This is a genomic window from Roseateles sp. FW305-36, from assembly GCF_058787015.1.
Window position 1 is genome coordinate 130,806 of record NZ_JBYSZK010000011.1, and the last position, 22,767, is coordinate 153,572.

Consider the following 22,767-nt stretch of genomic DNA (forward strand, 5'->3'; position numbering starts at 1 on the left):
CCGGCTAATTTCGGCCCGGCTGATTCAGGACGTCGGCCGCGGGAGCATCCGGGTGCGGCAGCGGCGCCACCGTGCCCATCGAGATGATGTATTTCAGCGCCTCGTCCACCGTCATGTGCAGCGGCTTGATGTCGGCGCGCGGCATGATGAGGAAGAAGCCCGACGTGGGATTGGGCGTTGTCGGCACATAGAGGCTGACGTGCTCCTGCTCCAGGTGGCAGGCCACCTCGCCGCTGGGCGTGCCGGTGACGAAGGCGATGGTCCAGGAGCCGGCGCGCGGGTATTGCACCAGCACGGCCTCGCGGAAGGCGTTGCCGCTGCTGGAGAACAGCGTGTCCGAGACCTGCTTGACCGAGCTGTAGATGCTCTTGACGATGGGGATGTGGGACATCAGCCGGTCCCACTGCGTCAGCAGCCACTGGCCGAAGATGTTGGCGACCAGGACGCCCGTGGTCAGCAGGCCGCCGGCCAGGATGACGAGGCCCAGGCCGGGCACATGACGCAGCTCCAGCACCGCTTCCTTCAGCGAGGCTGGCAGCACCAGGGCCAGGGCGGCCAGCATGGAGCCGAAGACGCCATTGACGACGTCCAGCACCTGGGCCAGCACCCAGATGGTGATGGCCAGCGGCAGCCAGACCAGCAGGCCGGCGACCAGGTATTTGCGGAGTGAGGCGCCCACGATGTCCCGTTCAGTGGCAGGCGCAGGAGCCGCCGCAGGGGGTGGAGGACGACGAGGCGCCGGACGCTTCGGTCTTGGGCGACTCGGACTTGGCCGGCTCGGCGGCCGGCGTCGCCGGTGCGGCGGTGGAGCCGCCACGGAAGTCGGTCTGGTACCAGCCCGAGCCCTTCAGCTGGAAGCCGGCGGCAGTGATCTGCTTGGAAAAGCTCTCTGCCGCGCAGGCCGGGCAGGTGGTCAGCGGCGCGTCGGACAGCTTTTGCAGCACGTCCTTGGCGTGGCCACAGGCGCTGCAGCGGTAGGCGTAGATGGGCATGGCGGGCTCTCGTGAGTCTCGGGAGGCGAAAAGCCTGCCATTTTAGCGGAGCGGCTCGAACTCAGCCGTGGGGCGGCAGATGGTGGCTGACATGCTCGCGGCGGTCGGTCAGCAACTGCGGCATCAGCGAGCCGACCACCATGCCCACCAGGGCCGCCAGCAGACCGGCCAGCTGGCCCGGGAAAACCTCGCCCCAGGTCGTCACCTGCGGGAAGAAGGCGACCCAGACGGCGATGCCGGCAAAGATGGAGAACACGGCGCCCTGGGTGGTCGAGCGGCTCCAGTACAGGCCGAAGACCAGGGGCACGAAGGCGGCCACCAGGGTCACCTGGTAGGCGGCGCTGACGAGGTCGTAGATGGAGGTGCCCTGCAGCGCGATGGCATAGGCCAGCACGGCGAAGGCGAAGATGACCAGGGTCACGCGCATGGCGACGAGAGACTGCTTGTCGCTCATGCCAGGGCGGATCTGCTTCAGGATGTTCTCGACGAAGCTGGTCGTCGGCGCCAGCAGCGTGGCCGACGAGGTGCTCTTGATGGCCGACAGCAGCGCGCCGAAGAACAGGATCTGCATCAGCAGCGGCATATGGCCCATGACGAAGCTGGGCAGCACGCGCTGGTAGTCGTTCTGGGCCAGCTCCAGCGCCTTGTCGCCCATCACGCTGACGGCGGCCAGCACGATGAACATGGGCACGAAGGCAAAGGCGATGTAGCTGAAGCCACCGATCATGGCGCCGCGCTGGGCCGTCTTGGAATCCTTGGCCGACATGACGCGCTGGAACACGTCCTGCTGGGGGATGGAGCCCAGCATCATGGTCAGGCCCGAGCCGAGGAACATAGCCATCTGGGTGAAGCTGGGTTCCGGCAGGAAGCGGCCCAGGTCACGGGTCTTGGCCAGGTCCAGGACCTTGCCGACACCGCCAGCGAGGTCGGAGGCGAACACCGCGATGACGCTCAGGCCGATGACCAGCACGATCATCTGGATGAAGTCGGTCCAGGCCACGGCCAGGAAGCCGCCGATGACGACATAGACCAGCACGGCCAGCAGGCCGACGATCATGCCGGTCTGCGGGCTCATGGCGCCGTCGGTCAGGATGTTGAAGACCAGGCCCAGGGCCGTGACTTGCGCCGCCACCCAGCCCAGATAGCTAAGGATGATGGCCAGCGAGCAGAACACCTCGACGCCCTTGCCGAAGCGCTGGCGGTAGAAGTCGCCGATGGTCAGCAGGTTCATGCGGTACAGGCGCGCGGCGAAGAAGGCACCCACCAGCACCAGGCAGAAGCCGGCGCCGAAGGGGTCTTCGACGACGGCACCCAGGCCGCCCTGCACGAACTTGGCGGGCAGGCCCATCACCGTCTCGGCGCCGAACCAGGTCGCGAAGGTCGTCGTGACCACCATGATCAGCGGCAGGCTGCGGCCGGCGACGGCGAAGTCCGAGGTGTTCTTGACCCGCGTACCCGCCCAGACGCCGATGCCCAGGGTGCCGAGCAGATAGAGCACGACGAAGACGATGAGCGTGGTGTTCATGAACGTGGGGCGCGGAAGGACGGAAAAGCGGCGCGGATTATGAAGGCGGCGCCGCGCTTCCGCCCTAGGGAAAGGAACTTAGAACGGCGGGGCCAGAAAGCGCACCGTCAGCCAGGCCACCGCCACGCCGATGGCAAAGCCGGCCGCACCCCAGAGCAGGCCGGACAGCAGCCGGTTGGTGCGGCGCAGTTCGCGCACCAGGGCATGCAGGTCGGCGGCCTCGCTCTTCTGGGCCTGGTTCTTCAGGGCGTCGTGCAGCAGGCGCGGCAGCTCGGGGACGAGCTGGGCGAAGCGCGGCGCCTCCTTCTGCAACTGCTTGGCGAGGGCCGGCCAGCCGACCTGCTCGTTCATCCAGCGCTCCAGGAAGGGCTTGGCCGTGGCCCAGAGGTCGAGCTCGGGGTCGAGCTGGCGGCCCAGGCCTTCGACGTTGAGCAGGGTCTTCTGCAGCAGCACCAGCTGGGGCTGGATCTCGACGTTGAAGCGGCGCGAGGTCTGGAACAGCCTCAACAGCACCTGGCCCAGCGAAATGTCCTTCAGCGGCCGGTCGAAATGAGGCTCGCAGACGGCGCGAACGGCGCTCTCCAGCGCATCGACGCGGGTCTCGGGCGGCACCCAGCCGGAAGCGATATGCAGCTCGGCGACGCGCTTGTAGTCGCGCTGGAAGAAGGCGATGAAGTTCTGCGCGAGGTAGTCCTTGTCCACCTCGGTCAGCGTGCCCATGATGCCGAAGTCCAGGGCCACATAGCGGCCGAAGGTCTCGGGCGCCAGGCTCACCTGGATATTGCCCGGGTGCATGTCGGCGTGGAAGAAGCCGTCGCGGAACACCTGGGTGAAGAAGATGGTGACGCCGTCGCGGGCCAGCTTGGGGATGTCGATGCCCGCGGCTTCCAGCGCCGGGCGGTGCGAGATCGGCACGCCCTTCATGCGCTCCATGACGATGACTTCGGAGCGGCACAGGTCCCAGTGCATCTCGGGCACCAGGATGAGGTCCAGCCCTTCCATGTTGCGGCGCAGTTGCGCGGCATTGGCGGCCTCGCGCACCAGGTCCAGCTCGTCGTGCAGATAGGTGTCGAACTCGGCGACGACCTCGCGCGGCTTCAGGCGCCGGCCGTCCGCGGAGACACGCTCGATCCACGCGGCCAGTTGGCGCATCAGCGACAGGTCGTCGTCGATGATGTCCAGCATGCCCGGGCGCAGCACCTTGACGGCGACCTCGCGGCCGTCCTTCAGCGTGGCGAAATGGACCTGGGCGATGCTGGCGCTGGCGACCGGCTCGGCATCGAAGCTGGCGAACAGTTCCTCCAGCGGCCGGCCAAAGGCGCGCTCCACCATCTCGCGCGACAGGGCCGCCGGGAAGGGCGGCACGCGGTCCTGCAGCTTGGCCAGCTCCAGTGCCACGTCCTCGGGCAACAGGTCGCGCCGCGTGGACAGCACCTGGCCCAGCTTGACGAAGATCGGCCCCAGATGCTCCAGGGCCAGGCGCAGGCGCACGCCGCGCGGCTCCTGCCAGCTGCGACCCAGGCGGGTCAGCCGGCGCAGCAGCTGGAAGCGCCGCCGGCGCAGGCCCGACAAGGCCAGGTCATCGAGACCGAAGCGCCAGACCGTCCACAGGATGACCAGCAGCCGGGAAACAAACCTCATGCGCCGCCCGCGGGAGCCATGCGCGCGGCCACGCCCGACAAGGTGCGCCGCAGCGTGCGGCCGAACTGGGCGAGCTGGCGGGCGGGCAGCGGCCCGACGACACCGGCCAGGTCATCCTCGATGTCCCAGCGCAGGTTGTCCATCAGCCAATGCATCTCGCCGGCAAAGGCGGCGTCGCCCTGCACGCTGACGGTGGGCGACTCGCCGGTCAGGGCGCCCAGGGCCAGCCTGGCGGGGTTGGAGGCATCGATCTCGATGCGCAGGCCACCCGCGCCCTGGGGCGGTGCATCCAGCCGCTCGAAAAGACCCGCCGGTGTGACACCAAGTATCAAGTCAGGCGCCGCCGGCAACAGGCCGGGCCAGCCCGCCAGGTGGACGACGAGGCCTCTGCCGGCCAGCGGCTTGAGGCGCTGGGCCGCGATGGGCTCCCGGGACACCACATGGTTGATCAACAAAACGAGGCGGTCCTGCAGGGCCGGCATCAGCAAAGGCGTGAGCGACGGCAGGGGCGGCATGGGCCAGGAAGCAGACATACACAAGATTGTAGGCAGCGGACCATGAACAAGGGACGCAGGCGGTTCGACTGTCAAATTTGTTGATAGAGAATCCCTGATCGTTTTCCAGCCCCGGGCAAACCCGCACCCGAGGATCACCGCACCCGCCACGATGTTTGAGGACCGCAGCTACAAAAGGACGTTCTACAGCGCACCGCAGTCGGTCGAATCCCTGATCGCCGCCTTCCTCGAGCCCGGCCTCATCGTTCTGACCTTCCTGGTCGTGAACGGCCATTTCGACGAGCCGGTGCTGCGTCCGACCCTCACGCTGTGCCTGCTCGTCTTCGCCCTCACCTTCCCGGGCCGCAACCGCTTCAGCGACCACCCGGCCAGCGCCCTGGTGGACGTGCTGTCCTCCTGGCTGGTGCTGCTCGGCATCCTGCTGCTGTGCGGTTATGCGACCAACAGCCTGCACTATTTCGAGGACGAGGTGCTGCTGTGGTGGGCCGTCATCACCCCCATCGCCCAGATCGCCGCCATCGAGACCGGCCGCCGCATCCAGCAGTGGCGGGCGCGGGACCCGGGTGCGCGACGCACGGCCGTGGTCGTCGGCGCCGGCCCGCTGGGCCACAAGGTGGCACGGGCGCTGCGCGACTCCCAGGGCGTCATCTGCCTGGGCTATTTCGACGACCGCGCCCCCGAGCGCCTCCACCCCGAGGCCGGCGCCGCCATCCTCGGCACCCTGCCCCAGCTCAGCGAGTTCGTGCGCGACAAGGGTGTGCGCGAGGTCTACATCACCCTGCCCCTGGGCTCGCAGCCACGCATCGTCGAGCTGCTGGAGCAGGTGCAGGGCACGACGGCCTCGCTCTTCTTCGTGCCCGACGTCTTCGGCATCAGCATCATCCAGGGCCGGCTGCAGGACATCTCCGGCGTGCCGGTCGTCGGCATCTGCGAGACGCCCTTCACCGGCACCAACCAGCTGATCAAGCGCGTCAGCGACATCGTGCTGGCGACGCTGATCCTGATCCTGATCTCGCCCATCCTGCTGGCGATCGCCATCGGCGTGAAGCTGAGCTCGCCAGGGCCCGTCATCTTCAAGCAGAAGCGCAACGGCCTGGATGGCGAGGAGATCGTCGTCTACAAGTTCCGCTCGATGCGGGCGCTGGACAACGGCGCCGTGGTCAAGCAGGCCACCAAGGGCGATCCGCGCATCACGCGCTTCGGCGCCTTCATCCGCCGCACCTCGCTGGACGAGCTGCCGCAATTCATCAACGTGCTGCAGGGCCGCATGAGCATCGTGGGACCGCGCCCGCACGCCGTCGCCCACAACGAGGAATACCGCAAGCTCATCAAAGCGTACATGGTTCGCCACAAGGTCAAGCCGGGCATCACCGGCTGGGCCCAGGTCAACGGCCTGCGGGGCGAAACCGACACCATCGACAAGATGGTGGCACGCGTCGAATACGATCTGGAATATCTGCGCAACTGGTCGCTGGCCCTCGATCTGCAGATCATCCTGCGCACCGTGAGGCTGGTGGTGTTTGATCGACATGCCTATTAAGCCTGCTCGCCACTACCGCCGCTGCACGCGTCTGGCGCCCCTGGTCCTCGGCCTGCTGATGGTGCAGGCCGCGCAAGCCCAGACCGACGACACGACGCCTTTTTACGTGGGCGGGTCGCTGGGCATGTCCCGCGTCTCCAACGTCTACCGGCAATCCAGCGCCACCAACGACGACACGGTCATCAGCGCCGGGCTGCTGGGCGGCATCGACACCAAGCTCGGCCGCCAGCATCTGACGCTGGACGGCTCGCTGCAGAACAACCGCTATTCGACCAACAGCGAACTCAACAACCGGTCCTATTCACTCAAGAGCGCCCTCAACTGGCAGACGGTGGGCGACCTGTCGGGCGTGCTGAGCGCCAAGTCGGACCGCTCCCTGGCCGACTTCAACATCGGCAGCGGCGTCGATCCCATCCTGAAGAAGAACATCCAGCGGGAAGATGAGTACCAAGCGACCGTGCGCCTGGGCGTTGCGACGCGCTACACCCTGGAAGCGGGTTGGTCTCACCACAGCCGGGACTTCAGCGCCGCGGAATACGACCGCTTCGACTTCAAACAGGACACCAGCTCACTTGGCATCTATGCCACGCCGGCCGGCAACGTCAAGCTGGGCCTTGTTGGACGCCACACCAAGGGCCAGAACCCACGCTATCCCATCGGCTTGGCCTTTGACCCCGAGACCGCAACCATCGTGGTCGTGTCTGCGCCCAACGACTACAGCCGCAACGACATCGACTTCACGACGAACTGGGACACGGGCGGCCGCAGCACGCTGAACACACGCGTCAGCCGCAGCAAGACCAAGAACAGCCTCGACGACCGCCTGCGCGACTTCAGCGGCACGACTGGCGCCGTCGGCTGGAACTGGCAGCCGACGGCCAAGCTGCAGCTCAACCTGCAGTACGCCCGCGACACGGGACAGGAAAGCGTGATTCGCACCGCCGACCTGAACCGGGTCTACACCACCTGGCAGCTGGGCAGCAGCTATGCCCTGACCAGCAAGATCAGCCTGAATGCCAAGGCCAGCAGGAATCGGGCGACGCGCGCCAGCACGGCAGGCGCCGCCGTGGCAGACGCCCTCGATGATTTCAAGACCTACGGCCTGGGCATGCGCTGGGCGATTTCGCGCGGCTTCAGCCTGGGCTGCCAGTACGACCACGCCAGCCGCAACAGCAGCATCGCGCAATACGTCTACAGCGCCAGCAGCTACGGCTGCACCGGCCAAGCCATCCTCTACTGATGACCACCGTTCTGCTCACCGGCGCGACCGGCTACATCGCCTCACACACCTGGCTGGCCCTGCAGCAGGCGGGCTACCGGGTTGTCGGCGTCGACAATTTCTCCAACAGCTCGCCCGTCGTCTTGGAACGGCTGGCTGAACTTGCCAGCGCCCCCATCGAGTTCGAACGCGGCGACGTCTGCGATTCGGCCGCCATGGACGAGATCTTCAGCAATTACAGGCCTGCCGCGGTCGTGCATTTCGCTGCCTACAAGGCCGTGGGCGAATCAGTCAGCCAGCCGCTGGCCTACTACCGCAACAACCTCGGCGGCCTCGTCAACACCTGCGAGGTCATGAAGCGCCACGGCTGCACCCGCATGGTGTTCAGCTCCAGCGCCACGGTCTACGGCGCACCGGAAAAGCTGCCGCTGCGTGAGGACGCCCCGACCTCGTCGACCAATCCGTATGGCGCCACCAAGCTGATGGGCGAGCAGATCCTGCGCGACCTCGGCGTGGCGGATCCGGCCTGGCAGACCGCCTGCCTGCGCTACTTCAATCCGGTCGGCGCCCACGAGAGCGGTCGCATCGGCGAGGACCCGCGCGGCACGCCCAACAACCTGATGCCCTATGTCGCCCAGGTCGCCGTCGGCCGGCGCGACAAGCTGTCGGTGTTCGGCAACGACTATGCGACCCCTGATGGCACCGGGGTGCGCGACTACATCCATGTCACCGACCTCGCCGAGGGCCACGTCGCCGCGCTGCGCTGGCTGATGGCCAACCCAGGCTCACTGACCGTCAATCTCGGCACCGGCCAGGGCTACAGCGTGCTCGATCTGGTGCGCGCCTACGAGGCCGCCAGCGGCCGCAGCGTGCCCTACGAAATCGTGCCGCGCCGCCCCGGCGACGTGGCGGCCTGCTGGGCCGATCCAGAGCTGGCACGGAACACGCTTGGCTGGGAGGCCAGACTCGACCTCGCCCGCATGTGTGAAGACAGTTGGCGCTGGCAACACCACAACCCCCACGGATTCAAAACCGCCTGACACGGCCACACAACAATGATCCAGGTCCAACCCGTCATCATGGCCGGCGGCTCCGGCACCCGGCTTTGGCCGCTGTCGCGCGCCGGCTACCCCAAGCAATTCCTCGTGCTGTCGGGCAATGAGAGCCTGTTCCAGCTGGCCGCGCGCCGGCTGGCCGCGCTGGCCTCGCCCGAGTTCCAACTGGCGGGGCCCTGCATCGTCGGCAACGAGGAACACCGCTTCCTGGTGCTGGACCAGCTGCGCGAAACCAGGCTGGAACCCAGCAGCGTGCTCCTCGAACCGCTGGGCCGCAACACGGCCCCGGCCCTGACGCTGGCCGCCCTGGCCGCCCTCGAAGGCGGAGCCGACCCCGTCCTCGTCGTGACGCCGGCCGACCAGACCGTCACCAACCCCGCCGCCTTCACGGCCGCGCTCCAGGATGCCGTGCGCATCGCTGCCGAGGGCGCCATCGCCATCCTCGGCATCACGCCGGACCGCCCCGAGACGGGCTACGGCTATATCCGCACGGCAGCCGATTCAACCGGCCTCGCGGTCGCGCAGTTCGTCGAGAAACCGAATCTCGAGACGGCCCAGCGCTATCTGGCCGAAGGTGACTACTACTGGAACAGCGGCATGTTCGTGCTGCGCGCCAGCGTCTGGATGAAGGCCCTGGAGCGCTTCCGCCCCGACATCGCCGCCGCCACGCGCGCCGCCTGGAACGTGCGCAAGACCGACGCCAAGTTCGTGCGTCCGGGCAAGGCCGAGTTCGCCACCGTGCCCAGCGAATCCGTCGACTACGCCGTCATGGAACGCTGCCCCGGCACCGACATCCCCCTGCGCATGGTCGCCCTGGATGCCGGCTGGAACGACCTGGGCGCCTGGGAAGCGGTCTGGCAGGTGGCCGACAAGGATGCCGACGGCAATGCCTTCGTCGGTGACGCCTTGATCGCCGACAGCAAGAACACCCTGGTGCACGCCACCAGCCGCCTCGTCGGCGTCGTCGGCCTGACCGACATCGTCGTCGTCGAGACGGCCGATGCCGTGCTGGTGAGCGACCGTGCGCGCAGCCAGGAGGTCAAGCAGATCGTGAACCGCCTGGGTGCCGAGCAGCGCGGCGAGCATGCCCTGCACCGCAAGGTGCACCGCCCCTGGGGCTGGTACGACAGCATCGACTCGGGCGAGCGCTTCCAGGTCAAGCGCATCATGGTCAAGCCGGGCGCGTCCTTGAGCCTGCAGATGCACCACCACCGCGCGGAGCACTGGATCGTCGTCAGCGGCACGGCCGAGATCGTCAACGGCGACAAGACCATCCTGCTGACCGAGAACCAGTCCACCTACATCCCGCTGGGCCAGACCCACCGCCTGGCCAATCCCGGCAAGGTGCCGCTGGAAATCATCGAGGTGCAGTCCGGCTCCTACCTGGGCGAAGACGACATCGTCCGTTTCGAAGACACCTACGGAAGGACATGAGACCACCCCCTACCGGCTTCGCCGGCCCCCTCAAAGGGGGCGCACCCGATGGCCTGGCAAAGCCAGTTCCATGGGTGCAGCTTGGCAAGACACTAGCCCGCCATCACAGGAATTGAGATGACCATCCTTGTTACCGGCGGCGCCGGCTTCATCGGCAGCAACTTCGTGCTCGACTGGCTGCGCCAATCCGACGAACCCGTCGTCAATCTTGATGCCTTGACCTACGCCGGCAACCTCGAGAACCTGGCCTCGCTGGACGGGGACGCCCGGCACATCTTCGTCAAGGGCGACATCTGCGACCGTACCCTGGTCGATCAACTGCTGGCCACGCACCAGCCCCGCGCCGTCGTCCACTTCGCCGCCGAGAGCCATGTGGACCGCTCCATCCACGGTCCCGGCGCCTTCATGAAGACCAATGTCGAAGGCAGCTTCACGCTGCTGGAAGCCGCGCGTGCCTACTGGGGCGGGCTGGAAGGCGAGACCAAGGCCGCCTTCCGCTTCCACCATGTGTCGACCGACGAGGTCTACGGCTCGCTCAAGCCCAGCGACCCGCCCTTCGCCGAAACCAATCCCTACGAGCCCAACAGCCCCTACTCGGCCAGCAAGGCCGCCAGCGACCACCTCGTGCGCGCCTGGCACCACACCTATGGCCTCCCGGTCGTCACGACCAACTGCTCGAACAACTACGGGCCCTATCACTTCCCGGAGAAGCTGATCCCGCTGATGATCGTCAACGCCTTGGCGGGCAAGCCCCTGCCCGTCTATGGCGACGGCCAGCAGATCCGCGACTGGCTCTATGTGACCGACCACTGCAGCGGCATCCGCGCCGTGCTGGCCGGCGGCAAGCTCGGCGAGACCTACAACATCGGCGGCTGGAACGAGAAGGCCAACATCGACATCGTCAAGACGGTGTGTGCCCTGCTCGACGAACTCAAGCCCTCGGCGGACGGCCCCTACGCGCGCCTCATCACCTATGTGAAGGACCGCCCCGGCCACGACCGCCGCTACGCCATCGACGCCCGCAAGATCGAGCGCGAGCTGGGCTGGCGCCCGGCCGAAACCTTCGAGACCGGCATCCGCAAGACGGTGCAGTGGTACCTCGATCATCCGGATTGGGTGGCACGCGTGCAGAGCGGTGCCTACAAGGACTGGGTGTCCAAGCAGTACACGGCATGAAGATCCTGCTCCTCGGCAAAGGCGGCCAGGTCGGCTGGGAACTGCAGCGCTCGCTCGCCGTGGCCGGCGAAGTGGTGGCGATGGACCACGACGACGGCGCCGACTTCACCCAGCCTGAAGCCCTGCTGGCCCAGGTGCGCACCATCGCCCCCCAGGTCATCGTCAATGCCGCGGCCCATACCGCCGTCGACAAGGCCGAGAGCGAACCCGAACTGGCCCGCCAGATCAACGCCGCTACGCCGGCTCTGCTGGCCATCGAGGCCAAGCGCATGGGCGCCCTGCTGGTGCACTACTCGACCGACTATGTCTTCGACGGCAGCGGCAGCCATGCCCGTGACGAGGAAGCCTCCATCGGCCCGCTGAGCGTCTACGGCACGACCAAGGCCGAGGGCGAGGACGCCATCCGCGCCAGCGGCTGCCAGCACCTCATCCTGCGCACCAGCTGGGTCTATGGCGCCCGCGGTGGCAACTTCGCCAAGACCATGCTGCGCCTGGCAGCCGAGCGCGAGCAGCTCAAGGTCATCGCCGACCAGATCGGCGCGCCTACCGGGGCCGACCTGCTGGCCGACCTGACCGTGCACATGATGCGAGCCGCGCGGGTCAACCCGGCGTTGACCGGCACCTATCACGCGGTGGCCGGCGGCGAGACCAGTTGGCATGACTACGCGCGCTTCGTCATCGAATTCGCACGTCGCCACGGTAGCCTCATCAAGGTCGGGTCGGATCAGGTGCTGGCCATTCCGACCAGTGACTATCCGACGCCCGCCAGGCGCCCGCTGAACTCGCGCCTGGCCACCGCCAAGCTGCAGCAGCGCTTCGGTTTGCGCCTGCCGCACTGGCAGCAGGGCGTCGAACGCATGCTGAACGAAATTCTCTGAGGTCTTCCATGAAAAACCGCAAGGGCATCATCCTCGCCGGAGGCTCCGGCACGCGGCTGCACCCGGCGACGCTGGCCGTCAGCAAGCAGTTGCTGCCGGTCTACGACAAGCCGATGGTCTATTACCCGCTGAGCACGCTGATGCTGGCGGGCATCCGCGACATCCTGCTGATCAGCACGCCCCAGGACACGCCCCGCTTCGAGGCGCTGCTGGGCGACGGCTCGCGCTGGGGCCTGAACATCAGCTATTGCGTCCAGCCCAGCCCCGACGGCCTGGCCCAGGCCTTCATCCTCGGCCGCGACTTCGTCGGCGGTGCGCCCAGCGCGCTGGTGCTGGGCGACAACATCTTCTACGGCCACGACTTCGCCGGCCTGCTCAGCAACGCCACCCACCGCGATGCCGGCGCCAGCGTCTTCGCGTATCACGTGACCGACCCCGAACGCTACGGCGTCGTCGAGTTCGACCGCGACCTGCGGGCCCTGTCCATCGAAGAGAAGCCCAAGGTGCCCAAGAGCAATTACGCGGTCACGGGCCTGTACTTCTATGACGAACAGGTCTGCGACATCGCTGCGAGCATCAAGCCCAGCGCACGAGGCGAGCTCGAGATCACCGACGTCAACGCCCACTACCTGAACCGCGGCCAGCTCAGCGTCGAGATCATGGGCCGCGGCTATGCCTGGCTCGACACCGGCACCCACGACAGCCTGATGGAAGCGGGCCAGTTCATCGCCACGCTGGAAAAGCGCCAGGGCCTGAAGGTCGCCTGCCCCGAGGAAATCGCCTTTCGCTCGGGCTGGATCACCGCATCGGAACTCGAGGCCCTGGCCCGACCGCTGGCCAAGAACGGCTATGGGCAGTACATGCTCAAGCTGTTGTCCGACCTGACCGCCTGACCATGCAAGTGACACCCACCGCCCTCCCCGAGGTCCTGCTCATCGAGCCCAAGGTCTTCGGCGACGCCCGCGGCTTCTTCATGGAAAGCTGGAACGAAGAGCGCTTCAACAAGGCCCTGGGCCATGAAGTGCGTTTCGTGCAGGACAACCACTCCCGCTCCTCGCGCGGCGTGCTGCGCGGCCTGCATTACCAACTCGACCCCCACGCCCAGGGCAAGCTGGTGCGCTGCGTGTCAGGCGCCGTGTTCGACGTGGCCGTCGACATGCGCCGCTCCAGCCCCAATTTCGGTCGCTGGGTGGGCTACGAACTGTCCGCGGAGAACCAGCGCCAGGTCTGGATCCCGCCTGGCTTCGCCCATGGCTTTCTCGTCGTCAGCGAGACCGCGGACTTCCTCTACAAGACCAGTGGCCGCTACGCGCCCGAGCACGAGGGCGCCGTGCGCTGGAACGATCCGACCATCGGTGTTGCGTGGCCCTTGCAAGGCATCACACCCCAGCTGTCGGCCAAGGATGTGGACGCGCCGCTGCTGGCGCAGGCCAAGGCCTTCGACTGAAGGCTGGGCCGCCACCTCGTCAATAAAGAAAGCCCTCCGACGGAGGGCTTTCCTGCTTCAGGTGCGCCGAGATCAGCCGCGACCGATGCCGCGATAGTCGATGCCCAGCGTCTTCATCAGCTTGGGGTCGTAGAGATTGCGGCCGTCCAGAATGACCGGCGCCTTCAGCGCCGACTTGATGGCGTCGAAGTCCGGCGTGCGGAACTCCTTCCACTCCGTCACGATCAGCAGCGCATCCGCTCCCTGCAAGGCGGCTTCGGCGCGCTCCACCAGCGTCACGTCGTCGCGCGGACCGATCACGCGCGCCGTCTCCGGCATCGACACGGGGTCGTACGCCGCCACGGTTGCACCACGCCTGGTCAGCTCGTCGATGATGACCAGGGACGGTGCCTCGCGCATGTCATCGGTGTTGGGCTTGAAGGCCAGGCCCCAGATGGCGAAGCGGCGGCCCTTGAGGTCGTTGCCGAAGCGGGCGACGACCTTGTCGACCAGCACGCGCTTCTGGCGCTCGTTGGCCTCTTCCACGGCCGTCAGCACCTTCAGCGGGAGCCCCAAGTCCGCGGCGGTCTTCACCAGCGCCTTGACGTCCTTGGGGAAGCAGGAGCCACCATAGCCGGCGCCGGCATAGAGGAACTGGTAGCCGATGCGCGGGTCGGAGCCGATGCCGCGCCGCACCAGCTCGATGTCGGCACCCACGCGCTCGGCCAGCAAGGCCAGCTCGTTCATGAAGCTGATGCGCGTGGCCAGCATCGCGTTGGCGGCGTACTTGGTGAACTCGGCGCTCTTCACGTCCATGACCAGCATGCGGTCCTGGGTGCGGTTGAAGGGCGCGTACAGCGCGCGCATCAGCAGCGTGGCCTGCTCGTCGTCGGAGCCCACGATGATGCGGTCTGGCTTCATGAAATCGTCGACCGCCGCGCCTTCCTTCAGGAATTCGGGATTGGAGACGACGGCATAGCCCATGCTCGACAGGCCGCGCTTGTCCAGCTCTTCCTTGACCGCCGCGCGCACCTTGTCGGCCGTGCCGACCGGCACCGTGCTCTTGTCGACGATGACCTTGTAGTCGGTCATGCGCTGGCCGATGGAGCGGGCCGCGGCGACGACGTATTGCAGGTCGGCCGAGCCGTCTTCGTCCGGCGGCGTGCCCACGCCGATGAAGAGCATCGTGCCGTGGTTCACGGCCATGTCCACATCGGTCGTGAACTGCAGGCGGCCGGCCGCCACATTGCGGCGCACCACCTCCAGCAAACCCGGCTCATGGATGGGGATCTCGCCGTCGTTGAGGACACGGATCTTCTCGGGGTTCACGTCCAGGCAAACCACGTGGTTGCCCATCTCGGCCAGGCAGGCGCCGGTGACCAGGCCGACATAGCCGGTGCCGATGGCGGTGACTTTCATTCCTTGTCCTTGTTCAGATGCGGTTCACGACTTTGTAATGCAGTTGCATGACAGGCTCGTGGATCAGACCTTGTAATAGCCCCGATACCAGGCGACGAACCGCTGGACGCCCTCGGGCACAGGCATGGCCGGGCGGAAATCCGTCCAGGCCGCCAGTTCCTCGACATCGGCATGCGTGGCCGGCACGTCGCCATCCTGCAGCGGCATGAAGTTCTTGACCGCCTCGCGGCCGACAGCCTGCTCGATGGCCTCGATGAAGCTCATCAACTGGATGGGCGCATGGTTGCCGATGTTGAAGACGCGATACGGGGCGCTGGAGCGCGCCGGATCGGCCTTGGCGGGGTCGTAGGCAGGGTCGGCTGTCGCAGTGCGATCCAGCACCCGGACGACACCCTCGGCGATGTCGTCGACATAGGTGAAGTCGCGAATCATCTTGCCGTGGTTGAACACGTTGATGGGGCGACCTTCGATGATGGCCTTGGTGAACAGGAACAGCGCCATGTCGGGCCGGCCCCAGGGCCCGTACACCGTGAAGAAGCGCAGGCCCGTCGTCGGCAACCCAAAAAGGTGCGAATAGGTGTGCGCCATCAGTTCGTTGGCCTTCTTCGTCGCGGCGTAGAGGCTGATGGGGTGGTCGACGCTGTGATGCTCCGAGAACGGCATCAGCGTGTTGCCGCCATAGACGCTGGAGCTAGACGCATAGGCCAGGTGCTGCACACCGTTGTGCCGGCAGCCTTCCAGGATGTTGGTGAAGCCGACGATGTTGCTGTCGATGTAGGCGTGAGGGTTCTCGATGGAATAGCGCACGCCGGCCTGGGCGGCCAGATGCACCACGCGATCGAAGCGCTGCTCGGCGAACAGCTTGGCCATGCCGGCGCGGTCCGCCACGTCCAACTGCACAAAGCTGAAGCCGGGCTTGGGCGTGAGACGCGCCAGCCGGTCATGCTTGAGCTGGGGGCTGTAGTAGTCGTTGAGGTTGTCGATGCCCACGACCTGGTCACCTCGCGCCAGCAGGATCTGGCTGACATGCATGCCGATGAAGCCGGCTGCGCCGGTGACGAGTACCTTCAAGATCGAGTCCTCAGCTGAGTGTGTGGATTTCTTGCGAACCCGGCATTGTCCAACAGCCGCCACCGTCGCCGAAGACCGCATCTGAGCGTCGCGACGAAACCTGGATGGGGGACGGACGCCGCCGCAGCCCTGTTGTGCAATCCGACCGGCTTGGATTCCTAATGCAAGGGTCGCGTGGTTCGCATCACGCTTGCTACTTTTGCTTTCAAGGCACAACCCCGCAATCAAGGGGACCGGCTCGCGACAATTCGAAGCACACGCCGGCGGTCGGCCAGGCGTGGTTGTCCACCCCCTTCGGCCGCATCGCCATGCAACTCCTGAACTACGTCTCGCGCCCGCTTTCTTCGGCTATCGCAGCCCTGCTCGTCGCTGCTTCCTTGACGGCCTGCGGCGGTGGGGACGGCGGTGGCGAGTCATCTCATTCCGCCGCTGCATCGGCGGCCAGCACCCCCTCCACGCCCGGCGCCACGACGGCGGGCAGTACCGAGGCTCCGGCCGAGGCGATGCTCGCCGCCCAGGCCGAAACCGCAGCGGCAGCCGATGCCCAGGCTGCGGCGGCAGCACTCCAGGCCGAAGTCGCCGCCCAGACTGCTGTTGCCGCGCCCAGCCCCGAGGTTGCTGTGACGGCGGCCGCCACCGAGCCCATGGCCAAGGCCCTGGCCGCGAATGCTGAAGCCGCGCCGACGCTGACCGTCCGTGCCCGCGCCGACATCGCCGGCGGCGTCGGTGCCCAGATGACCGTCATCGTGGACGACGTCACCATCGGCAGCGTCGAAGTGACGGCCACCAGCTTCACCAACTACCCGTTCAGTGCTCCCAACCTGAAGCCGCGCTCCAAGGTCGAGGTCGTCTTCACTAACGACGGCAACGTCAACGGCGTCGATCGCAATCTCTACCTGTCCTATCTGAGCGACGGCACGACGGTGCTGGAGTTGAACTCCGCAAACGCCATCGTGGACCGCGGCATTGGCCGCGCCGCCTTCGACAGCCAGGACGTCCTGCCCTGGTCCGGTTGCGTCTGCTGGTTTGGTGCCATGCGCATGGTCTGGCCGACCGTCACGCCCGATGCCCAATGGGCCCAGAAGGCAGACGCCGTGCGCTTCCTGGAGCAGGCCACCTTCGGCCCCACGCCGACCGAAGTCAACAACCTGCTGACCACCACGCCCGCCGACTGGATCACGGCCCAGATGGCCCTGCCCTACACGCCCAACTTCCTCAACTACGTCTGGGGCAAGTATGCGCAAGGTGACGCCTATCGCCCCAGGGGCAGCAACTACAACCCCGGCTGGATCGCCCAGACCTTCTGGGAACGCGCCGCCAATGCCAACGACCAGCTGCGCCAGCGCACCGCCTTCGCGCTGCACCAGATCTTCATGGTCTCGCAGGCCGACAGCAACCAGTACTACCAGGCCCGTGCCTACGCCAACTACGTGGACCTCCTCCACAAGCATGCTTTCGGCAACTTCAGGAATCTCCTGGAGGACATGGCGCTGAGCCCCTCGATGGGCATCTACCTGTCCCATATCCGCAACCGCAAGGAAGACCCCGCCACCGGCCGCATGCCCGACGAGAACTTCGCCCGCGAAGTGATGCAGCTCTTCACCATCGGCCTGTACGAACTGAACACCGACGGCACGCTCAAGCTCGACGGCAACGGCAATCCCATCGAGACCTATACCAATGCCGACATCCTGGCCATGGCCAAGGTGTTCACCGGCTGGAGCTGGGCCTACCCCGACTCCCAGATGAACGAGCAGAACTTCCTGTGGGCCTCACCGAGCACGACCCAGAGCAACGATCCGGGCTACGACGTGCTGCCGATGAAGGCCTACGCCGACTACCACTCCATGGTCGAGAAGAAGCTCTTCACCGGCAAAGCATGGACCACCACGCTGCCGGCCGGTAGCAGCGCGCAGGCTGACCTGAAGGGGGCGCTGGACACCCTGTTCAAGCACCCCAACGTCGGCCCCTTCATCGGCCGCCAGCTCATCCAGCACCTGGTCAGCAGCAACCCGAGCCCCGCCTACGTGGGCCGCATCGCCGCCGTCTTCAACAACAACGGCCAGGGCGTGCGCGGCGACCTCGGCGCCGTCGTGCGCGCCATCCTGCTGGACAGCGAAGCGCGCGGCGTTCCCGCAGCGGGCGCCGGCAAGCTGCGCGAGCCCGTGCTGCGTGTCACGCACTGGATGCGCGCCATGGGCGCCAAATCCGCCAGCGGCGAATACACGCTGCAGTGGTTGCTGGACGACCAAGGCGAGCGCGCCCTGTCGGCGCCCTCGGTGTTCGGCTACTACCGCCCTGGTTACGTCCCTGCGAACACCGCCTTCAGCGCCCGCGGCGCCACCGCGCCCGAGTTCCAGATCATCAACGAATCCACCGTTGCATCCTGGATCAACATGGCCGAAGCCATGGCCGGCTCGGGCCTGGGATGGAACGTCAATGTCAACGACGTCGTCGCCACCTACGCCACCCAGGTCTCGCTGGCCAACAGCACCAACCTCGCCATGCTGCCCGACCAGCTCAACCTGATGCTGCTCGGCGGCCGGATGACACCGGCCCTGCGCCAGCAGATCGTCGACATCATGAGCCAGATCAACCCCGCCGCCGCCGACGGCACGCTGTCCAGAGCTCGCGCCGCAGTGTTCCTGACGCTCGCGTCACCCGAATACCTGTTCCAGCCGTAACCCCAGCAGCAGCCACGGACACCCGATCACCATGAACGCATCTCGCCGCGCCTTCCTCTCCGCAGCTTCCGGCCTGGCCGCCGCTGGACTGGGCCGCCACGCCGCCCCGCTGGCCCTCAACCTCGCCGGCCTTGGCGCCCTGGCATCCAGCCAGGCCCAGGCCGCCACCACCGACGGCTACAAGGCCCTCGTCTGCCTGTTCATGCAAGGCGGCAACGACAGCCACAACTGGGTCGTGCCCATGGACGCCGACAGCTACAACAGCTACGCCAGCGTCCGCGGCAGCCTGGCAGTGCCTTTCAACAAGCTGCTGCCCCTCAGCACGCCGGGCCAGGGCGCCGGCCGCGAGTTCGGCATGCCGCAAGAGCTGGCACCGCTGCGTCAGCGCTACGAGTCGGGGCAATGCGCCGTCGTGGCCAACGTCGGGACCTTGCTGCGCCCCACCACCAAGGCCGACTACCAGGCTGGCATCGGCCTGCCGTCCAAGCTCTTCTCCCACAACGACCAGGCTTCCATGTGGCAGTCCATGCAGGTGGAAGGCGCACCCACGGGTTGGGGGGGGCGCATGGGCGACGTGCTGATGTCGGCCAACCAGCAGCCCGTCTTCACCGCCGTTGGTGCCAACGGCAACGCCGTCTTTCTGTCTGGCTCCAAGGTCACTCCCTACTACCTCGGCCCCACCGGCCCCATCCAGATCGGCGCGGCCCAGACCGGCTGGCATGCTGGCAGCACCGCCGTGCCCGGCGCCTTGCGCAGCATGCTGGCCACCTCGTCCAGCCCCAACGACTTCCAGGCCGAGTACCTCAAGGTCGCCCAGCGCTCCTTGAACACCTCGGGCACCTTGCAAGCCGCCATCAACGGCACCAACCTGCCCGCCCTGTCCACCGCAGCCATCGGCCTGCCCGGCGGCGGCTCATTGACCCTGGCCAACGAATCCGTTGCCCGACAACTTCGCGTCGTCGCGCAGATGATCGCGGCAGGCGCCGGCATGGGCATGAAGCGGCAGATCTTCATGGTCAGCCTCACAGGCTTCGATTGCCACGCCTTCGAGATGCGCGACCAACCCCTGCAGATGGCACGCGTGGCCCAGTCCGTCGGCTGGTTCATGGACACCCTGCAAGCCCTGGGCATGCTCGACAAGGTCACCCTGTTCACCGCCAGCGATTTCGGCCGTACCCTTGTCAGCAACGGTGACGGCTGCGACCACGGCTGGGGCAGCCACCACCTGGTGGCCGGCGGCGGCGTCAAGGGCAAGCAGATCCTGGGCGACTTCCCGGTGACGGCACTCGGCACGGCCAGCGACGTGGGCTCCGGCCGCCTGCTGCCCGGCATGGGCGTGACCCAGCTCGCCAGCAGCCTTTCCGGCTGGATGGGTCTGAGCGCCGCTGAACAGCAGGTTGTGCTGCCCAATGTCGGCAGCTTCGGAGCAGGCCCTGCACTGTTCGGCTGAATGCGCTCGACTTGCCGCTTAGGGATGGACGAAGCCCCGAGGGAGCCCGTCCACTGAATCCGCCTGGCCTTTTCGCCGGGAGCAAGGATTCGCCATGCAGGTCTCTTCACACCGCCTCAGGTCGTCGCTTCGGGCCTTGCGCCCCATACATGTTGCCGCCGCTCTGGGCCTGGCCGCCAGTCAACCGGCCCAGGCCATGGTCTTCTGGGACGAGGTTACCTTTTACCTGACCTATGCCAGCTACAGCCCGGGCGACACGGTCAGCACCACCTTCTACTTCGGCACCAAGCCGGCGATCGACCTCAGCAGCTTCGAATTCACGCTCAGCTGGGACAACGCCTTGGCCACACCCGTGGCCGCTGGCCCGGGTTCAGTGGCCGATTGGGTTGCCACGCTGGGCACCCAGGGCAACGTGAGCTATGGCAACGTCGGCTCGCAGGTCATCAAGGGCGCCTGGACCACCGACCCTTCAGGTGGACCCGCCAATCTGTACTCCACCAGCTACAGCCAGCTGGCTCGAACGAGCTTTGCTTTCGAAACCAGCGCGGCCCTGAACGTGCCTTTCGTCGTCTCGATCGAGCTCACCAACCTCAAGGACGCCACCGGCGATGTCGTGGACCTCGGGTCCGGCTTCATCAACCGGGCCACCATGACGCCGGTACCAGAGCCCAGCACGTGGCTGAGCCTCGCTTTCGGCGTGGCTTTGCTCGGCCGGCTGCGACGCTCCATACTCCATTGAAATCGAGTACTTTTCTTGTGCTGATCGGTGGCGCCAGGCGGTCCCGCTTCTCGGGTCGCATCTCGCGACATCTGGCACATCTGCCGTAACAAGCTCGCCCCACAATCGCCGTTTCGGTTGCGGCATCGCAGTTCACGCGCACCCTCGGAGATCTTTGTGAAAGTCACCCCCTTGCCGACTTGCGAGTCCTTCATCAATACCCTGGCCGGTCTCGCCGCCTCGTGCGTGCTGATGGCAGGCTGCGGCGGCGGCAACGGGGCCAGCACCTCGGGCACGCAATCCGTCACGCCAAGCACTCCGAGCACGCGTGTGGCTTCCGCCGGCGGCGAGGCCGCCAGCAATCCGGCCAGCGCACCACTTCCCAGCTTTGCCGACGAAGCCGCCTCCGCAGCCAGCGCGGTGCTGGCCACTGCTCAGGTTGCCGAGTCCGCGAAAACCGGCGGCAGCGCAGCGAGTACCGCCGTGGCGATCAACACCCCGGCGAAACCTTTGGCCACCAGCACGGCAAGCGGCAGCACCTCTGCCGGCACTGTGACCTCCACGAACGCGACGCCCCGTGTGGCTGCGGCCGCCCCCGCCACCGCCGTGATGGCCGCCGCAGAAAACACCAGCGCCCCGGCCGACTCCGTCACCATGCACACGATGGCAGCGACTGGTGCCGAAGCTGCCGCCGCACCCGTCGCCTGCGACCTGGATCTCACGCGCAGCTTCGGCACCGCCTGCTTTGCCGCGGTGACCACCAAACTGGGCGACGGCGCGATCGCCACCTTCCCCAATGCCAAGCCCGGCTATCGCGGCAGCACCCAGGCCCGGTGCAAGGCCGGGGCCGTCACCTGGAGCAACGAGACCTGCACGGCCGCCACGCTGCTGACCGGCATGGCGGCGGCGGCCAAAGCACCTGCCAACCTGGCCGCCAACGTCGCGGCAGCTCCTGCGCCCAACTACCAGATAGGCGTCTACTACTTTGGTGGTTGGAAGAACAACCAACTGGGTGCATCTTCCGCCACCCCTTGGGAGGCCATCAAGCGCTTCCCCGATCGCGAGCCTTTGCTGGGCCGCTACGCCGAAGACGGCACGGGCGTCATGAGCCAGCAGCTGAAGTGGATGCGCCAGTACGGCATCGACTTTGTCGTTTTCAACTGGTACTGGAGCCGCGACAACACACCCATCCTGGAACAGGCTGTGAAGGCCTATATGGCCGTTCCCGACAAACCCGCCGTGAAGTTCGCCGTGCAGTGGTCCAACCATGACGACTACAACTACACCCAGGCGCAGCTCGACGCGATGTTCCGCTACTGGGTCAACAACTACTTCAAGCGTGCCGACTACCAGCTCTACAACGGCAAGCCCGTCGTCTACATCTTCCTGGCCCCGACCTGGGCCCGCAACGCGGCTGCCATTGGCATGACCAGCGCCCAGCTCATCGCAAGATTGAACAATGTCGCCAAGGCTGCCGGCTTGCCGGGGGTCAGCGTCATCGGCGGCCTGTGGGGGGGCGACAAGACCCAGGACTACAGCGCCTCGACCGGCTTCGCGGCCTTCACGATGTACAACTACCAGAGCCCGGCCAACATCGCCCTCCAGCCTTTGCGCAGCGGCAATTACTCGCGCAGCTATGCCGAACTGCACCAGGCCTACGCCAACCAGTGGGACTGGATGATCAAGAACACCAGCGCCAACTTCATCGTGCCGATGTCCTCGGGTTGGGACAAGCGGCCCTGGGGCGGCAGCCCTGACCCCCTGCATGACGACAGTCGCGGCCTTCCGGCCGAGTTCGCGGTGCATCTGCAGGCCGCCAAGGCCTTCATGGACAGCAACGCCACTCGCACCCAACGCACGGGCATCGTCTGCTGCTGGAACGAGTTTGGCGAGGGCTCCTTTGTCGAGCCCACCAAGGTGGATCAGTTCAACTACCTTCAGCTGATCGGGACCACTTTCGGAGCCAACTAAAGCCGACGCGTGAAAGGGGATGCTCGGGCTTCAACTCTCGCACCTTGCAACCC

At 66.6% G+C, this 22,767-nt stretch carries 18 protein-coding genes and 1 pseudogene; 12 read left to right on the forward strand and 7 right to left on the reverse strand.

The features are described 5' to 3' along the window. Positions 1 to 4: 4 nt before the first annotated feature. From AC3WOE_RS20360 to AC3WOE_RS20380, 5 genes and pseudogenes are all read right to left on the reverse strand, one after another. Positions 5 to 679 (reverse strand): DUF502 domain-containing protein, encoded by a 675-nt coding sequence (locus tag AC3WOE_RS20360; RefSeq protein WP_492693028.1) that lies wholly within the window; start codon positions 677 to 679, stop codon positions 5 to 7. A gap of 10 nt (positions 680 to 689) precedes the next feature. Next, positions 690 to 992 carry an FmdB family zinc ribbon protein gene (locus AC3WOE_RS20365; protein ID WP_492693029.1) on the reverse strand — a complete coding sequence of 101 codons (303 nt, stop codon included), beginning with the start codon at positions 990 to 992 and terminating at the stop codon, positions 690 to 692. Positions 993 to 1,053: 61 nt separating this feature from the next. Further along, positions 1,054 to 2,517, reverse strand: coding sequence for a high affinity choline transporter 1 (locus tag AC3WOE_RS20370; RefSeq protein ID WP_492693030.1), 1,464 nt, complete (start codon positions 2,515 to 2,517; stop codon positions 1,054 to 1,056). 183 nt (positions 2,518 to 2,700) lie between these two features. Further along, positions 2,701 to 4,158 (reverse strand): annotated as a pseudogene (ubiB, locus tag AC3WOE_RS20375) (ubiquinone biosynthesis regulatory protein kinase UbiB); the annotation flags it as partial. After that, on the reverse strand, positions 4,155 to 4,691 hold the full coding sequence (locus tag AC3WOE_RS20380) for a hypothetical protein (RefSeq protein WP_492693032.1): 537 nt from the start codon (positions 4,689 to 4,691) through the stop codon (positions 4,155 to 4,157). The gene AC3WOE_RS20380 and the pseudogene ubiB, both read right to left, overlap by 4 nt. A gap of 133 nt (positions 4,692 to 4,824) precedes the next feature. On the opposite strand from AC3WOE_RS20380, the gene AC3WOE_RS20385 reads away from it, so the two are divergent. The 8 genes from AC3WOE_RS20385 to rfbC all read left to right on the forward strand — a co-directional run bounded on the left by AC3WOE_RS20385 (position 4,825) and on the right by rfbC (position 13,422). Then, on the forward strand, positions 4,825 to 6,213 hold the full coding sequence (locus AC3WOE_RS20385) for an undecaprenyl-phosphate glucose phosphotransferase (RefSeq protein WP_492693034.1): 1,389 nt from the start codon (positions 4,825 to 4,827) through the stop codon (positions 6,211 to 6,213). Next, positions 6,203 to 7,453 (forward strand): hypothetical protein, encoded by a 1,251-nt coding sequence (locus AC3WOE_RS20390; protein WP_492693035.1) that lies wholly within the window; start codon positions 6,203 to 6,205, stop codon positions 7,451 to 7,453. The genes AC3WOE_RS20385 and AC3WOE_RS20390 overlap by 11 nt, the downstream gene beginning before the upstream one ends. Continuing rightward, a complete protein-coding gene (gene galE / locus AC3WOE_RS20395; RefSeq protein WP_492693138.1) occupies positions 7,450 to 8,472 on the forward strand; it encodes a UDP-glucose 4-epimerase GalE in 1,023 nt (340 codons plus the stop codon). Before AC3WOE_RS20390 ends, galE begins: the two co-directional genes overlap by 4 nt. Before the next feature lie 15 nt (positions 8,473 to 8,487). Beyond that, the gene (locus AC3WOE_RS20400) at positions 8,488 to 9,921 is read left to right on the forward strand and encodes a mannose-1-phosphate guanylyltransferase/mannose-6-phosphate isomerase (protein ID WP_492693037.1); all 1,434 of its coding nucleotides are present in this window, start codon (positions 8,488 to 8,490) and stop codon (positions 9,919 to 9,921) included. 117 nt (positions 9,922 to 10,038) lie between these two features. Further along, the gene (gene rfbB, locus AC3WOE_RS20405; protein ID WP_492693039.1) at positions 10,039 to 11,097 is read left to right on the forward strand and encodes a dTDP-glucose 4,6-dehydratase; all 1,059 of its coding nucleotides are present in this window, start codon (positions 10,039 to 10,041) and stop codon (positions 11,095 to 11,097) included. Further along, positions 11,094 to 11,975, forward strand: coding sequence for a dTDP-4-dehydrorhamnose reductase (gene rfbD, locus AC3WOE_RS20410; protein ID WP_492693041.1), 882 nt, complete (start codon positions 11,094 to 11,096; stop codon positions 11,973 to 11,975). The genes rfbB and rfbD overlap by 4 nt, the downstream gene beginning before the upstream one ends. A gap of 8 nt (positions 11,976 to 11,983) precedes the next feature. Beyond that, positions 11,984 to 12,868: a glucose-1-phosphate thymidylyltransferase RfbA gene (gene rfbA / locus AC3WOE_RS20415; RefSeq protein WP_492693043.1), complete on the forward strand. Its 885-nt coding sequence runs from the start codon at positions 11,984 to 11,986 to the stop codon at positions 12,866 to 12,868. A 2-nt stretch (positions 12,869 to 12,870) separates the two neighbouring features. Then, positions 12,871 to 13,422 carry a dTDP-4-dehydrorhamnose 3,5-epimerase gene (rfbC, locus tag AC3WOE_RS20420; protein WP_492693045.1) on the forward strand — a complete coding sequence of 184 codons (552 nt, stop codon included), beginning with the start codon at positions 12,871 to 12,873 and terminating at the stop codon, positions 13,420 to 13,422. A gap of 72 nt (positions 13,423 to 13,494) precedes the next feature. Here rfbC and AC3WOE_RS20425 read toward each other — a convergent pair whose 3' ends face one another. Together AC3WOE_RS20425 and AC3WOE_RS20430 are read right to left on the reverse strand one after the other, a co-directional pair. Beyond that, positions 13,495 to 14,820, reverse strand: coding sequence for a UDP-glucose dehydrogenase family protein (locus AC3WOE_RS20425; protein WP_492693047.1), 1,326 nt, complete (start codon positions 14,818 to 14,820; stop codon positions 13,495 to 13,497). Between the two features lie 63 nt (positions 14,821 to 14,883). Further along, a complete protein-coding gene (locus AC3WOE_RS20430; protein ID WP_492693049.1) occupies positions 14,884 to 15,891 on the reverse strand; it encodes an NAD-dependent epimerase in 1,008 nt (335 codons plus the stop codon). Positions 15,892 to 16,199: 308 nt separating this feature from the next. Between AC3WOE_RS20430 and AC3WOE_RS20435 the strand changes: the two genes are divergently transcribed. The 4 genes from AC3WOE_RS20435 to AC3WOE_RS20450 all read left to right on the forward strand — a co-directional run bounded on the left by AC3WOE_RS20435 (position 16,200) and on the right by AC3WOE_RS20450 (position 22,714). Next, positions 16,200 to 18,575, forward strand: a complete 2,376-nt coding sequence (locus AC3WOE_RS20435) for a DUF1800 family protein (RefSeq protein WP_492693051.1) — start codon at positions 16,200 to 16,202, stop codon at positions 18,573 to 18,575. A 31-nt stretch (positions 18,576 to 18,606) separates the two neighbouring features. Next, entirely contained in the window at positions 18,607 to 20,025 is a 1,419-nt protein-coding gene (locus AC3WOE_RS20440; protein ID WP_492693053.1) for a DUF1501 domain-containing protein, read from the forward strand. Positions 20,026 to 20,161: 136 nt separating this feature from the next. Further along, positions 20,162 to 20,764, forward strand: a complete 603-nt coding sequence (locus tag AC3WOE_RS20445; RefSeq protein ID WP_492693055.1) for a PEP-CTERM sorting domain-containing protein — start codon at positions 20,162 to 20,164, stop codon at positions 20,762 to 20,764. Positions 20,765 to 20,920: 156 nt separating this feature from the next. Beyond that, complete coding sequence (locus AC3WOE_RS20450) at positions 20,921 to 22,714, forward strand: glycoside hydrolase family 99-like domain-containing protein (protein ID WP_492693057.1); 1,794 nt, start codon at positions 20,921 to 20,923, stop codon at positions 22,712 to 22,714. The last annotated feature ends 53 nt before the right edge of the window (positions 22,715 to 22,767 follow it).

Coding starts and splice junctions, on each gene's coding strand:
- AC3WOE_RS20365 (WP_492693029.1), bottom strand. CDS start 992: ATGCCCATCTACGCCTACCGCTGCAGCGCCTGTGGCCACGCCAAGGAC.
- rfbD (WP_492693041.1), top strand. CDS start 11,094: ATGAAGATCCTGCTCCTCGGCAAAGGCGGCCAGGTCGGCTGGGAACTG.
- AC3WOE_RS20435 (WP_492693051.1), top strand. CDS start 16,200: ATGCAACTCCTGAACTACGTCTCGCGCCCGCTTTCTTCGGCTATCGCA.
- rfbB (WP_492693039.1), top strand. CDS start 10,039: ATGACCATCCTTGTTACCGGCGGCGCCGGCTTCATCGGCAGCAACTTC.
- AC3WOE_RS20390 (WP_492693035.1), top strand. CDS start 6,203: ATGCCTATTAAGCCTGCTCGCCACTACCGCCGCTGCACGCGTCTGGCG.
- AC3WOE_RS20370 (WP_492693030.1), bottom strand. CDS start 2,517: ATGAACACCACGCTCATCGTCTTCGTCGTGCTCTATCTGCTCGGCACC.
- AC3WOE_RS20425 (WP_492693047.1), bottom strand. CDS start 14,820: ATGAAAGTCACCGCCATCGGCACCGGCTATGTCGGCCTGGTCACCGGC.
- rfbC (WP_492693045.1), top strand. CDS start 12,871: ATGCAAGTGACACCCACCGCCCTCCCCGAGGTCCTGCTCATCGAGCCC.
- AC3WOE_RS20380 (WP_492693032.1), bottom strand. CDS start 4,691: ATGTCTGCTTCCTGGCCCATGCCGCCCCTGCCGTCGCTCACGCCTTTG.
- AC3WOE_RS20440 (WP_492693053.1), top strand. CDS start 18,607: ATGAACGCATCTCGCCGCGCCTTCCTCTCCGCAGCTTCCGGCCTGGCC.
- rfbA (WP_492693043.1), top strand. CDS start 11,984: ATGAAAAACCGCAAGGGCATCATCCTCGCCGGAGGCTCCGGCACGCGG.
- AC3WOE_RS20400 (WP_492693037.1), top strand. CDS start 8,488: ATGATCCAGGTCCAACCCGTCATCATGGCCGGCGGCTCCGGCACCCGG.
- AC3WOE_RS20385 (WP_492693034.1), top strand. CDS start 4,825: ATGTTTGAGGACCGCAGCTACAAAAGGACGTTCTACAGCGCACCGCAG.